At 39.2% G+C, this 14,809-nt stretch carries 10 protein-coding genes; 9 read left to right on the forward strand and 1 reads right to left on the reverse strand.

What is annotated here, in order from left to right; translation table 11 throughout:
• Positions 1 to 94: 94 nt before the first annotated feature.
• A complete protein-coding gene (locus ACH8E3_RS14970) occupies positions 95 to 742 on the reverse strand; it encodes a DedA family protein (protein ID WP_458633442.1) in 648 nt (215 codons plus the stop codon).
• Between the two features lie 119 nt (positions 743 to 861).
• Here ACH8E3_RS14970 and ACH8E3_RS14975 point away from each other — a divergent pair, with 119 nt between their 5' ends.
• The 9 genes from ACH8E3_RS14975 (at position 862) to ACH8E3_RS15015 (ending at position 14,795) form a co-directional block, all read left to right on the forward strand.
• Positions 862 to 2,175, forward strand: a complete 1,314-nt coding sequence (locus ACH8E3_RS14975) for a polysaccharide deacetylase (protein ID WP_458633443.1) — start codon at positions 862 to 864, stop codon at positions 2,173 to 2,175.
• Positions 2,176 to 2,241: 66 nt separating this feature from the next.
• Positions 2,242 to 3,252: an AAA family ATPase gene (locus ACH8E3_RS14980; RefSeq protein ID WP_458633444.1), complete on the forward strand. Its 1,011-nt coding sequence runs from the start codon at positions 2,242 to 2,244 to the stop codon at positions 3,250 to 3,252.
• On the forward strand, positions 3,249 to 4,547 hold the full coding sequence (locus tag ACH8E3_RS14985) for a DUF58 domain-containing protein (protein ID WP_458633445.1): 1,299 nt from the start codon (positions 3,249 to 3,251) through the stop codon (positions 4,545 to 4,547). Before ACH8E3_RS14980 ends, ACH8E3_RS14985 begins: the two co-directional genes overlap by 4 nt.
• Positions 4,507 to 6,807 carry a transglutaminase family protein gene (locus ACH8E3_RS14990; RefSeq protein WP_458633446.1) on the forward strand — a complete coding sequence of 767 codons (2,301 nt, stop codon included), beginning with the start codon at positions 4,507 to 4,509 and terminating at the stop codon, positions 6,805 to 6,807. The genes ACH8E3_RS14985 and ACH8E3_RS14990 overlap by 41 nt, the downstream gene beginning before the upstream one ends.
• Before the next feature lie 72 nt (positions 6,808 to 6,879).
• A complete protein-coding gene (guaA, locus tag ACH8E3_RS14995) occupies positions 6,880 to 8,418 on the forward strand; it encodes a glutamine-hydrolyzing GMP synthase (protein WP_458633447.1) in 1,539 nt (512 codons plus the stop codon).
• Between the two features lie 197 nt (positions 8,419 to 8,615).
• Positions 8,616 to 10,913: a helix-turn-helix domain-containing protein gene (locus tag ACH8E3_RS15000; RefSeq protein ID WP_458633448.1), complete on the forward strand. Its 2,298-nt coding sequence runs from the start codon at positions 8,616 to 8,618 to the stop codon at positions 10,911 to 10,913.
• 302 nt (positions 10,914 to 11,215) lie between these two features.
• On the forward strand, positions 11,216 to 12,142 hold the full coding sequence (locus ACH8E3_RS15005; RefSeq protein ID WP_458633449.1) for an ABC transporter permease: 927 nt from the start codon (positions 11,216 to 11,218) through the stop codon (positions 12,140 to 12,142).
• Between the two features lie 24 nt (positions 12,143 to 12,166).
• Entirely contained in the window at positions 12,167 to 13,066 is a 900-nt protein-coding gene (locus ACH8E3_RS15010) for a carbohydrate ABC transporter permease (RefSeq protein ID WP_458633450.1), read from the forward strand.
• A 172-nt stretch (positions 13,067 to 13,238) separates the two neighbouring features.
• On the forward strand, positions 13,239 to 14,795 hold the full coding sequence (locus ACH8E3_RS15015; protein ID WP_458633451.1) for a DUF3502 domain-containing protein: 1,557 nt from the start codon (positions 13,239 to 13,241) through the stop codon (positions 14,793 to 14,795).
• Positions 14,796 to 14,809 lie beyond the last annotated feature (14 nt).

Below are 14,809 nucleotides of genomic sequence, written 5' to 3' on the forward strand. Positions count from 1 at the left end.
TGTAGTAGTAGAAGTTTTTATTTTTTCTACTGTCTACTATGATGGGAGCATATCATAATCTACCTCTGGACAGCTTTTTTTGTTGAAAGTGGATTTAAGAAGGTGATTTCATTGCATTCTTGCTTCGTTCCTTTGATGAAGTCGCAAGCGATTTCTTGCGAATCTGATAGATGACGATCACAAGTATGATGATGCATAACCCACAGAAGAACCATAATGAATATGCTTCGACAAGTTCGAACACGACAGACCATTGTGGACCAAATATTTTACCAAGACCCAAGAAGATTAGAATCCATAATAGTGCACCACTGTATGCATATAGGGCAAATTTACGAAAACAAATAGCATTGATGCCAGCAAAGTAACCCGTGAAATGACGAACACCTGGGATGAAATATCCTATAAAGATAAGACCATGACCATATTTGTTAAACCATATTCTTGTTTTTTCCAAGTGACGAGGTGATAGGAATAACCATGACCCACATTTATTAATGAAGGGTAAGCCTGCCTTTAACCCTATGAAATAAGTAATGGTTATACCTATGGTCGTACCCAAAAAAGATAGAATGAGAAGCCAACCGAAATGAAGGGTGCCTTGATAAGAAAGGAAACCAGCGTATGCCATTGTGGTCTCACCAGGAAAAGGCAACGCAATGAACTCAAGTAATAAACCTATGAATAGCACTAGATATCCATGTTCTCCAAAGAGACTATGAATCCATCGAAGTAACTCCATATCTGATCACACTCCATCTGAATTGCTACACTATATAAATATACTAGTCTTTTTTCATAAACTCCACCATATAATCTATCAGAATCATTGATTTCATAGAAAAGGTGGATGTTAAATTTATGATTAAACCAAGGTATACAACTAATAATGGCAAGTTTTGTTTCGCACTTAAAATGATAGTGTTCGTTATGATGATCTTCCTAGTACAGATGCAACATGTGCCTTATCAACCACTTCATATAAAAGTTACCAATCATTTTGACATGAATAAGTTTTTGGCTTCAACACCAACAAAAGCACAGGCAAAGACGCCACGGATAACCAAAACAGTATATCTTACATTTGATGATGGACCAACTAAATTAACGGGTGACGTCCTTGATATTTTACTAGAATCTAATGTCAAAGGCACATTCTTTGTACTCGGACAACAAGTTCAACGCTATCCGGAATTAATCAACAGAGTAGTGAAAGAGGAACATGTGCTAGGGAATCACTCCTATAATCATGACTATAAAGAATTATATACAGATTTTCCTTTGTTTTGGAGTCAAATCAAACGTACGGAAGAACTCATCCATGGTATTACTGGTATTCGTCCATCCTTGGTAAGGGCGCCTGGAGGAACCGCAGGACATTTTGATGATACCTACTTTAAGCTGCTGAAGCAAGGGGGATATCAAGTCGTTGATTGGAATGTAGATAGTGGTGATTCGAAACGACGGGGCGTCAAAGCGGATGAGATCTTCAAAGGAGCCACATCGCAGGTCAATAGTGATCAAGTCATTGTGTTGATGCATGATGGAGGTGGACACGAAGAAACGATAAAGGCACTTCCTCGCATTATTTCTTATTATAAGGAACGGGGATATCAATTTGATGTGTTGTCACCTGAACTTGATCCAATTCAATTCAATGTAACGAAGAGTGCCAAATCTCTAAGTCGTCCAGAGCCTAGTCAGATGTGGACTGATACTCATGTAATTCCTAATCAGAATAAGTTATCTTCCGATAAACGATTAGTGTTAGAAATGGATCGAGTACAAACAGAATTCCAAAAAGGGGAATACCTAGTCTCCGAAGGAAGAATTATGGTTCCACTTCGAGAAATGATGAGTAAATTAGGGGTACAAGTGCAATGGGATGGGAAGAGAAAGACAGTCAGTATGAATAAGGGAATGGAATCTATCAAACTTGATGCCTCCACAGGTCAATGGATTAGCAGTCATCGTATATCACAACAAGTCGAACGTACGATGAGTGTGCCTGTTGAGATAAAAGGGGATACACTGTGGGTTCCACTTAGACAATTACTTGAAGCTACAGGGAATTCTGCGATATCTGTAAGTTCTGATCATGAAGAATGGCGAGTAATAACAACAACCAATATCAGAATAAGTTATATGGGTCCCAACCTGAATCTATGGAAATAATATATAGGATGTCTATCTTCCTTCTAACATGGAAATAATAGTGATAGATTTCTTGGAAATCAATCCATGGTGAGAAGTGAGGTTATCTTATTGTATATTCCATCTATGAAACGTAAAGATATTGTACCTGAGTTATTAAATAGTATGATCTCAAGAGTAGGTAAGGTAATGGTTGGTCATGAATCTGGGATAAGGCTTGCTATTATTGCCATGCTTAGTGGTGGTCATATTCTGTTGGAGGATGTACCAGGTGTCGGTAAGACGATGTTAGTTCGAGCATTTGCTGCGTCTATGGGGGGATCCTTTGGGCGTATTCAGTTCACATCTGATCTCATGCCTTCAGATATTACAGGGATGTCTATCTATCATCCGACAAGCAGTCATTTCGAATTCAGACCTGGTCCTATCATGTCTAATGTTGTATTAGCAGATGAAATTAACCGTGCGTCTCCCCGAACACAATCAGCTTTATTAGAGGCTATGGAAGAGAAGAAAGTAACGGTAGATGGAACTACGTATGCATTACCCCGTCCGTTTTTCCTATTCGCAACTCAGAATCCACTGCATTTTGAGGGTACATATCGTTTGCCAGAAGCGCAGCTTGATCGATTTATGATACGACTTCGTCTAGGATATCCTAATCCTAATCAAGAGTTAGAATTGTTATCACGTATGCAGCTGAATCATCCGCTGGAGCAGGTAAGGCCTGTCATGATGATTGAAGAAATGGAGGCCATGCAGCGAGAAGTTAAGATGGTATTCGTAGATGATTCTATCAAACAGTTGCTAGTATCCATTGCCGACGCTTCCCGTAGACATCCAAAACTCCAGCTTGGCATTAGCCCTCGTGGGACACTATCTTGGATGGTTGCCTCTCAAGCTGCAGCGTACATCAATGGAAGAACGTATGTCACGCCAGATGATGTCAAAGAGACCGCGGTTGCTGTGCTTTCTCATCGCATCATGGTGTCGCCTCACATCCTATTAGAAGGTATTATGGCCGATGAGATTGTGCTGGACCTTCTATCTAAAGCGAGTATGTCTCCTAGTCCAAGCCGAAGAGGGAGTACATCATGAAAGATAGAATTCGGGAGTGGTTCATCGTTGTGCTGTGGTCGGTGGCGTTAGTAACATTGTACAACTGGTATGGTGGAGCATCCGTTATGTTTCTAATTCTGTTAAGTGCATCGGTTATTATGGGTGGACTCGTATTGCAACTATTCGGTGCCCATCATATTGAGATGAGTAGACATATACATCCAGCACATCTTACGGTGGGTTCAGAAATTGAGGTGGAAGTGAGCATTCAATTTAGATCTCTTCTTCCTCTTGCATGGATCAGTGTCACAGATGGTTTCACTGAAGGAAGCTATCAACAGCTACTATTCCCTGGTTGGGGTCGATCCTTTACCTATAAATATTATCTTCAGAATGTTCCTAGAGGAATCTTTGCTATTCACCAGTGTCAGGTGGAGTGGGGAGGTTTATTTGGCTTTTTCAAGAAGAGTTATTCCATTTCTTGTGATGAGCGAATCATTGTAATCCCTTTATCTACAACCATATCCTCAGAAGAAGGATGGACAAGTAAGGATGCCGGAATGGGAGAAATGGAAGGATTTCAGCAACGACGATCGATGAACCATTGGGGACAGGAGGTTCGCGATTATACGCAAGGTGATCCACTAAGTGGCGTTCATTGGAAAAGCACTGCTCGGTTGGGTCGATTGCAGGTCCGTCTTCCTGAAGAACAAGTGGACCATCAATGTTGTATTATTCTAGATCCATGTGAAGATAGCTATCTTCTTCCAGATTCTTTATCAGCGGCTGGACATGACGTTGCGAAAGACTCCTTCGAGTGGGCCGTCTCTATTGCTACGGGAATCGTGCAAGAGTCGAACACAACAGGAATGGATGTTGAATTAATATGTGGCGAGAGACACGACAAATCAAGTGCCAGAACAGTCACTTCTCAGTTAACAACGCTTGCTACAGTACAACTGAATGGGACAAGAAGTGTTGTGAATTTAGTAGAGGAAGCGCTCAGCAGGTTAAGTCGTGCAACTAAACTTATTATGATTACAGGGCGTTTGGATCAACATGTCACACGAGCGCTGGCTAACTTTCGACATCAAGGATTTGAGATAGATGTCTATTCGCTACATCCTCTAACGTCTCTAACCATCAATAAGGAATTAGAAGAAGATCAAGTTAGACAAGATATGCTTGCGAACTCACTGATTACTATTGGAGTTAGATTATTTAGGTTAAATGTAGGACTAACCGAGATGAATCGACAGATACAAGCCGCTTCAAGTAAGGAGGTAATGAGCCATGAACATTCGTATTCAGAACATAGACGTCACGAAATATAATAAGCTAGCGATTGAATCTGTTACAATAGATAGTTCTGTACAGCGCGATGGGAACAACGATACCTTTCTTTATCGCTTGTTGCTAACATTACCTCTGATGGGTCTATTTATAAGTTGGTTATATCCTATTCAATCGATCACCAATCAATCGCTAAGTACTTCATTAATTCAAGTATTATATATTCTGAGCGCATTGCTATTACTTACAGGAACATTTCGCTTGACCGTATGGATAGCTATTCCATTGCAATTGATTCTAACAATGGGAACAGGTATGTTTTTTCTCCAACAAGAAAGTCGATTATCAGGAATTACATCGTATGGGGCTCTTCTACAAGATGATGTGATGGCCTTTGTTCAGGGTTGGAGCCTCACGCCAGTTAGTGCTGAGACGCGAACCCTGATTCTAATCATGGGGTGGGGTCTACTTGTTTCAACCGTACAATCCTTAGCGTTTGACAGAAGAACAGTAATGTTGTTTGGTTGTGCTACGGTATTATATTTGTTGAGTCTCGAGGGTTTCTTTGAGATCAATGTATACGCTGAAATCGTCCGATCTGTATTTCTTATTATTGTTCTAGCAGGGTTGCTGTCACTAGCAAGACATGGTGATAAGGCATCCTCTTCATATGCGCTACGTAATGGACGATACGTAATTTGGTTCATTTCTGTAGGCATTGTAGCCGCAGTCGCCGTGAGTATAGCTTGGGTGGGCGGACAGATCATCCAAGTTAGGCCAGCTGATTCATTATCGATAAAAGCCCTAGAGGCATCATTAGATAAATGGACGGGTATCGCGGTAAATCGTGTATCACCCAAGTCGGCTGTAACGGGGTATGGTATGAGTGACAATGATATGGGTGTGCCCTTACGCATGTCAGATGAAATCATGTTCACGGTACGATCACCCAGGGCATCTTATTGGCGTGGAGAATCGTTAGGATATTATAATGGCCGTCGGTGGTCAGAGTCTCAGACCAATTACCAAGCCGTTGATATGGAAGCAGAACTACGAAGAGACATTCCTTCAGCAAGACCAAAGGCAGAACCTATGATTCAGACGATCCGATTTCAATCACCGATGACACAAGAATTCCCTTTGTTTAGTGGAGGAGAGGTTACACGAATTCTAAATATCACAACTACAAGCGGAGACAAACAAGCATATGTATTACATGATGACAAGCTGGGTACGGTGAAATATCCTGCAACTACCGGATCGGGATCTATTCAGGGATATCAGGTTGAAGTCGTACCGCCCATGAGTGATGTACAATCATTACGGACAATTTCTGAGACTGATCCAGACCTAATCACGCAGCATTATCTACAATTGCCCGATGGATTTCCTGAGCGCATTACAGAATTAGGAACACAAATCACATTGAATAAAGACAACCGATATGATCAAGTGCTTGAAATTCAGTCATTTTTGCAAAAAGATTATGCCTATTCTCTCGATACTAAGGTACCGCCAGCGAATCAGGATTTCGTAGATCACTTCTTGTTTACATCAAAAGCAGGTTATTGTAATCACTTCTCCTCAGCCATGATTGTTCTTCTTCGAAGTCAAGGTATCCCGTCTCGATTAGTAAAAGGCTATGCGCCAGGTGAGTTGGCAAAAGATAGTCCAAACACCTATGTCGTTAAAGCGTTAAATGCACATTCTTGGGTAGAAGTATATTTTCCAACGATGGGGTGGATTGCGTTCGACCCAACGCCCGGATTCTCTATGAAAGACATGAGTATACAACCTAACATTGTAGGGGATCATGATGTGCAGAAAGATGATATTCAACCATCCTTAGTGAAGTGGTATTCCAACATAATGAACATCTTCATGAAGAATTTACAATGGATAGGTATAGTGTTGTCCGAAGCGGGATATCGTATATTAGCCTTTCTGATTGTGACGATCTTAATGATGTTAACACTTCTAAGTATTTGGAGGAACCGTAGAGCTATATATCTATGGCGTTTACGTTACATGACGAGAGACTCATTTCCAGCAAAGGAACAGTTGTTGAAGGCAGCCTGGGTCGTGTGGGACGAAGTAGCACGCAGACTAGGTCCGATGCCTAGTGGGATCACGCTTAGTGAATATATTACTTCATTAAAAGATGCTGATTTGCAGGAGGATTTACTTTCTTTTGTCAAAGAGTGGGAGTCGATTGCGTATGGTGAATCATTGCCTAATCGTACATATAGCATCTCATTCTTAGAACAATGCTCACAGCTAGCATATTCCTTACATAAATAACCCGGTTTCCTTTCTTGACGGCATGAATTGTCGTTGCGTATAATTAACATCATTGAATTGAGGAGGCACATAATGAATAAACCAAGTGAAATGATCGTAGTCCTAGATTTCGGAGGACAATATAACCAGCTTATTGCACGCCGTATTCGAGACTTAGGTGTATATAGTGAGTTATTACCATACAACACACCAATAGAGAAGATTAAAGAGCTTTCCCCAAAGGGAATCATATTCTCAGGCGGTCCATCTAGCGTATATGCAGAGGATGCTCCGCATGTAGATCCTGCCATATATGATTTGAATCTGCCAATCTTCGGTATTTGTTACGGAATGCAGCTTATGGCACAACAGTTGAATGGAAAAGTAGAGCGTTCTTCCAAACGGGAGTACGGAAAAGCTGATCTGCAATTCAATTCAGAGACTAAGCTGTTAAAAGGATTGGAATTGAACCAGACGGTATGGATGAGCCATGGTGACCACGTTGTAGAACTTCCAGAAGGATTCCAACTTGATGCCGGAACGGAATCTGCACCGATCGCTGCGATGAGTAATGTGGAGAAGAACATATATGCAGTACAGTTCCATCCAGAGGTTCAACACTCTGTACACGGTAACGAGATGATTCAGAACTTCTTATTTGAAGTGTGCCAATGTGCAGGTGATTGGACGATGGAATCATTCGTTGAAGAAAAGGTACGTGAGATTCGTGAGCTTGTTGGTACAGATAAAGTATTATGCGCACTTAGTGGCGGCGTAGATTCTTCTGTAGTAGCTAGACTTATTCATAGAGCGATTGGTGATCAGTTAACGTGTATGTTTATTGATCATGGTCTACTGCGTAAGGGTGAAGCTGAAAGTGTCATGGAGACTTTTGTCGGCAAATTTGATATGAAAGTGGTTAAGATTGATGCGCGCGATCGATTTATGTCCAAGCTTGCAGGTGTAGAAGATCCGGAGCAGAAACGTAAAATCATCGGTAACGAATTTATCTATGTGTTTGAAGAAGAATCAGGTCAATTTGATGACTTCACTTATCTAGCACAGGGTACCTTGTATACTGATATTGTTGAGAGCGGAACAGCTACAGCACAGACAATCAAATCTCACCATAATGTGGGTGGACTTCCTGAAGATATGAAGTTCAAGTTGATTGAGCCTTTGAACACCTTATTTAAGGATGAAGTTCGTAAGGTGGGCGAAGAATGTGGCCTACCAGAGGAAATCGTATGGCGTCAGCCATTCCCAGGGCCGGGTCTTGCGATTCGTGTTCTAGGAGAAGTAACGGAAGATAAACTTACGATCGTTCGTGATTCAGATTATATTCTACGCGAGGAAATTGCTAAAGCCGGTCTAGATCGCGAAATTTGGCAATACTTCACGGCTCTTCCTAACATGAAGAGTGTAGGCGTCATGGGCGACGCTCGTACCTATTCATATACCGTAGGTATCCGTGCAGTTACCTCCATCGACGGCATGACCGCAGATTGGGCACGTATCCCATGGGATATTCTTGAGAAGATCTCCGTTCGTATCGTGAACGAAGTCGATAATGTCAACCGTATCGTGTACGATATTACGAGTAAGCCACCAGCTACGATTGAGTGGGAATAGTTAGGGGTTCCAACTACTCTAACAACATTAAATGTCTTGTAAAACTCTTATGTGTTTGCAATAATTAGCAAACACATAAGAGTTTTTTTCTAATTCCTAGCGTTAAAAGAAGGTTATGCTCTGAATTTGTCGAACAAACCCCTTTAGGGAATTGGTTTTGGGATAGTCAAGACATCTGAGGATAAGAGGGTAGATTTATGAAACGTATACATCGATTAAAGGCGCCTTTTAAGAAGAATTCCTTTTTGGTTCAGATTTTTATTGGGCTCTCACTTATATCCATCATCATTGTATCTATTATTTCAATAGTCATGTTTTATATGATGAAGAATAAATCGATTGAAGAGATCAATAAGATCAACAGAATGGCATTGCAGAACACAGACACCGTATTTACAAGTTACTTGAAAAGTTTTCAGAACTATTCAATAGAGCTATATCAAAATCCCAATATTCGTAAGGTTATGTTTCTAGATGAATTAGAGTGGGATAGCGGAATGGAGAATGCCGTGACGCATATTCAGAATATATTATCGGTCAATCGCGATATTATGAACTCTGTCTATGTATTAAATAATACCAAAACCATTCTAAGTATTTCTGAGAAGTTTGCAGATTCTGATGCAAACCTTCAATTATTTCAACGTGTTAGTGGCCATCGAGCTGGAGAAAGTCCAATGGTGTGGAACATGAGAGACAAATATAGTGGCAATGATATTAAAACGATGAGCTTCTTCTTTCATCAGGGTGTTCAGGGAAGTCTGGGTGGTGCAGCAGTTATTAATGTTGATTTGGAAGCGCTCTCCAAGACGCTTTTTTCTGAGAAGACCAATAAGAATCAAAAAATGTTTATTGTAGATCGTGCTGGAAATGTTGTTCTCCATAGTGATAAATCTTTGGGTAAGCAGAATATTATGAGTGACTCTTATTTCACTACAATGCTCCATTCTAATAAAAGTTATGATTCCTTCATATTAGGTAGTGAGAATAAAGCAGTCTCTTACTCATACATAACTTCTACGAATGACCGTTATTTTATTGTTTCTGAAATGGAAAGTGTACATACGTTATCAGAAATGGTTAAGACGCGAAACGTTATTGTTATGTCTGGTATGTTAATGTTTATGCTTTCACTATTTGTAGCGGGTATTATTTCTTATTACGTGTATAAACCGTTTGGTCATGTTATCAAAAACATCAGAAGTGTATATCAAGAGGAATCGACCGGGTCTCACCAAGTAGATGAACTTCAACTAGTATCTAATGCATTTACTAGCATAGTTGAACGAAATCATTCATTGGAAAAGGAAAACGATAACCATACTTTTGTTAAAATGTTGAACTCAGATAGAAATGAAGATGCACTATGGATAGAGATCGTTTTCATGAAGACTGGTTCTATTCAGACGCGTGATACACCATACGGGGTTTTTGTTGTTACTATAGATGAATTTGATGATTTCAGTGAGATGAGTAACGTTGAGGCTGTATCGTTTCGAATAGATTCAGTGATCACGCTATTAACAGAGACGATCAATTTACGTGCACAATGCGCTTTGTTTACCGTAGCGGCAGATCAATTGCTATGTATCATTAGCAACCCTCACGTTGAGATCCCTTTAGATAATGCATTTATGTTGGATACAGCCAAGAATGCACAGCAATCTGTTCTTAATATGTTGAATATGGATATCTCAATTGGGATTAGCTCTATAGTGAATAGACCTAGCATGATTATAGAGAAATACAATGAGGCATTGGAAGTGACCAGACACAGAATTGTGGAAGGGACGAGATGGATTGCCGATGCTGAATATTTAAGAACGCTTGAGACTATGGATATTCCCGATAGTGCTGCTAAAGATGTTGTAAATGCGGTAATGCGTGGTGATTACGAACAATATTGTAAGGAGTTAGACCGTGTGGCAACGTACAGTCGAGATTATCATTATTCAAGCATTATTCGATTCTTCTCACATATGTCTTCCTCCATCATGAAATTGTCTCACGATTTACTTGTCGAAGAAACAATAAAAAATAAAACGACTTTCTTTGAGATTTATAAAAAGGTGTCTGAATTTAAAGAATATAGCGAGCTGAAGGCATGGTTCCAAGAATTGTTCCATCAATCCAGTGATGTGATCCAGGATATCCTAAGTAAGAAAACAAAAGATTTCTTGCCGGAGTCCTTAGAATACATTAACCAGTATTATTGTGATCCTTCTATTTCTGTGAATAGTGTGGCAGAAAGGTTGAAAGTCAGCACTTCTTATTTCAGTAAGATGTTTAATGAATCGATGGGTTACACGTTCCCAGAATATGTGAATCATTTGCGTATGGAGAAGGCAAACGAACTATTACAGGATTATCCAGAAATGAATATTACTGATATTTCAACTAAAGTGGGATACAGCAGTAATTCATACTTTACAACGTCATTCAAGAAGAAGTATGGTGTGTCTCCTTCGAAAATGCGACTCCTGCATAAAAGTTAAACTTCTAGATGAATTTATAAAGTTGTTTTTTAACGTCTGGGTTACAGCGATTAGAAGCTGTACTAGACGTTTTTTTTGCTTCTTTTAGTTGGAAAAATTTTGTTGCATATTCATATTTCTCGTTAGTATCCCAAGAAGCATATGTCATAGACCCTTGATATCATTAGGTTTTACTGTGTCGAAACTCAAAATTAACACTGAAAAGCAAAATTGCAATATACAACCTGTAAGCACTTACAATATGATGACGTTATCAATATGGGAGGTGCGAAAGATAGATGAACGACACTAGGGGAGACAACATGAAAACAAAGAAAAAATGGAGTAAATCATTTAAAGAGAATTGGCCATTGTATGTATTAGCTTTGCCAGGTCTAATTGCTTTATTGTTATTTTCTTATCTTCCTATGGCAGGTTTGTATATTGTGTTTGAGAGATATACATATCAAGGTGGGTTATTCGGAAGTGAATTTGTAGGTCTTAAAAACTTCGAATTCTTCTTCTCTAACATGGATAATGCCATTCGAGCGACTAGAAATACAATTGTCGTGAACTTCTTCAATATTATACTTATTACGGTTGTTGCAGTTTCAATGGCGGTCATGATGAATGAAATCAGAAGCAAATGGTTCAAAAAAATTACACAGTCCGTAATGTTCTTTCCACACTTTATATCATGGGTTGTAGTAGGAACGATTGCGATTACATTCCTCGATGAGAAGAAAGGGATCGTAAACGGAACACTTACATCACTAGGATTAGATCCTATAGCGTGGTACTCGAATCCGTGGTTATGGTGGCCATTGCTGATCTTCTTTAGTATTTGGAAAGCAGCAGGCTTTAACTCCATCATTTATTTTGCATCAATAACCGGATTTGATCCTTCTTATTATGAAGCGGCTACGGTAGATGGAGCATCGAAATGGCAACAGATCACCAAAATCACTATTCCATTGTTGATACCTACGATAACTATTTTGTTCTTGTTATCTGTCGGTGGAATCTTAGCAGGAGATATTACACAAATCTTAGGTCTTACGAATTTAAATCCGATGTTACTTGAGACAACAGATAATATTACAACTTTTGTATATCGTACAGCTATTCAAAATGGACAATTCGAATCGGCTTCAGCTGTTCAGTTATATCAGTCTTTAGTTGGTTTCATACTTGTAATGTTCTCCAATTGGATTATCAAACGATATAATGAAGAGTACGCACTCTTTTAGAAATAGAAAGGGAGAGGCTAGAAAATGAACATCGTAAAAAATGACAAACTATTAATTTGGTTCAGCTATATCATAATTATATTGTTCTCCCTAGTGTGCTTGATACCATTTATTATGGTGTTGTCGGCATCGTTGTCGAATGACCAAGAGGTGGCACTACATGGGTTCTCATTTATACCAAGGAATATCACGACATATACGTATGAATTCTTGTTTGCAAGTAAGGGTGCTTTGCTATTAAAAGCTTATGGTATAACCATATTTACAGTTGTGTTTGGAACATTATTCTCGTTAGCAGTAACCGTCTCTTATGCATATGTGGCCGCAAACAGTGACTTTAAATATGCCAAAGTACTTTCTTTCGTTGCATGGTTCACGATGGTGTTTAGTGGAGGGCTATTGCCATGGTATATTCTTACAACCAAATACTATTCTCTTCATAATAATTTATGGGCTTTGTTCATTCCATACGCTATCAATGTCTTCAATATGTTCCTGATGCGTAATTTCTTCAAAGGAATACCTAAGGAACTCTCGGAATCAGCAAAGATTGATGGGGCAGGTCATTTTAGAATTTACTTCTCTATTATGATTCCATTGGCGCAGGTGGGTATAGTTACGATTGCATTGTTCTATGCGCTTAGTTATTGGAATGACTTCTTCCTATCATTAATGTTGATTACCGACCGAAATTTATATCCCGTGCAATTGCTACTTTATAATATGATGTCAAATATTGCTTATCTTACGAGTGGTGGAGGAGCCACAGATGCTTATACACAAGGTATGAGTCAGGTTATTGTTCCTACAATGACAGCAAGAATGGCATTAACATGTATAACTATCGGTCCCGTAATTCTGGTATATCCGTTTGCTCAAAGATTCTTCGTTAAAGGAATTACGATTGGCGCTGTAAAGGGATAATATTCCCAATAGCAACAATAAGATTGATTATGATACCTTTGCCATTTATTCTTAGAGTTCCTTAGGCCAAAGCGAACTTGATTAGAAGGCAATAGGATTTATAATATATCCGCACCTAGGGTGGATATTCATTACACTTAATGATTTCATACTATTTGGGAGGTCTAGATTAATGTTGAAAAGAAGATTATCCATGTTAATGTTAGTTGCACTATGTATGGTTGTAGTGTTCACTGGTTGTTCAAGTAATACAGGAAGTAAGAATGAACCTGCAAAGAATACAGAATCGACTAATACACCTGAAGCTTCGAAAGATACAGAGAAACCACAAGAGGTAGTCAAATTAACCCTTGTAAATTTTGGGGATTTGACACCGAGAAGAACTGAATTTTTGGAAAAAGAGTTACACGAAAAGGTATTGAAAGAGTTAAATATTGATCTATCCTTTAAATTTCTACCATGGGGTAGCGATCAACAAGTTGATTTAATGTTCGCTTCTGGTGAGAACTTTGCAACCTATGGAGGAACAGGTGGTCTAGGAGAGAAAGTGAATAAAGGATTCTTAGCTGAAATCCCACAAGAAAGCCTAGATAAACACGCACCCAATTTTAAAGCTATTGCCCGTCCAGATGCTTGGGAATCTAAAAAGCTAGATGGCAAGATTTATTCATTACCGTTTGGTAACAAACCATATGCTGGCGATTTCCAAACGCTTACAGTAAGACAAGATCTTCTTGAAGAAGTAGGAATTACGGAGCTAAAGACAATGGAAGATGTTGAACAAGCGTTTAAGCTAGTTAAAGAAAAGCATCCTGATTACACTATTATTCCAGAGGCATCTCATGTGAAGAAGATGTTTAGAGCTGCATTAATGCCAGATCAGTTGTTTACAGCAATAGAAGGTAACTCACCTGCATGGACTTACACTTATGTAGATTCATCCACAGATGACGATAAAGTATACAGCTTCTACGAGTCTGAGTTATTCGAGAAAACATCGAAGTTAATGGCAGATTGGAAGAAGAAGGGGTATATCGACGACTCTGTAATTACAAACCCACAACTAGGTATGGCGGATTGGAATGCTGGTAAAGCATTGCTAAATCGCGGAACATCTGCTTATCCAATGGAGCAACTTCCAAATTTAGTATCTAAAGTTCCTACTGGAAAATTAACAAATTATCAAATTGGTGAACAGCCGTTTATGTCTTCTGCAAGAGAAAATGTAGCGTATACCATCTCTATTGGTGGAGAAAAAGATGTTGATCGTTATTTACAACTCTTCGATTGGATGTTCGGTAGCCAAGAAGCTTATGATTTGCTTGCTTACGGAATTCTAGATAAGGATTATGAGCTTACTGAGAATGGAAAAGTGAAAAAGCTAGTATCTGATTCATTCTTTGATGAATGGCAGATTTTCAACTTGGAGTATGGTAGATTCTTAGCTGATGTGCCTGATGAATTCATTGAAAAGTATAAAAAGAATGATGAAGGATCAATCCAAGCTAAAACGATTGGATTCTCGTTTGATGCGAGACCTGTACAAGCAGAAGTAGCTAAGATTCAAGCGGTGTATACAGAAAAGATTGTACCTATTGAATATGGATTATATGATTATGATAAGACCTTCCCAGCTGCTTTAAAAGCTTTAAAAGATGCTGGTCTTGACAAGTATGTAGCAGAAATGCAGAAGCAATTCACAGAATGGTACAATAAACAACCTAAGTAATGGTATGAGCAAGA

The organism is Paenibacillus sp. CMAA1364, from assembly GCF_054373195.1.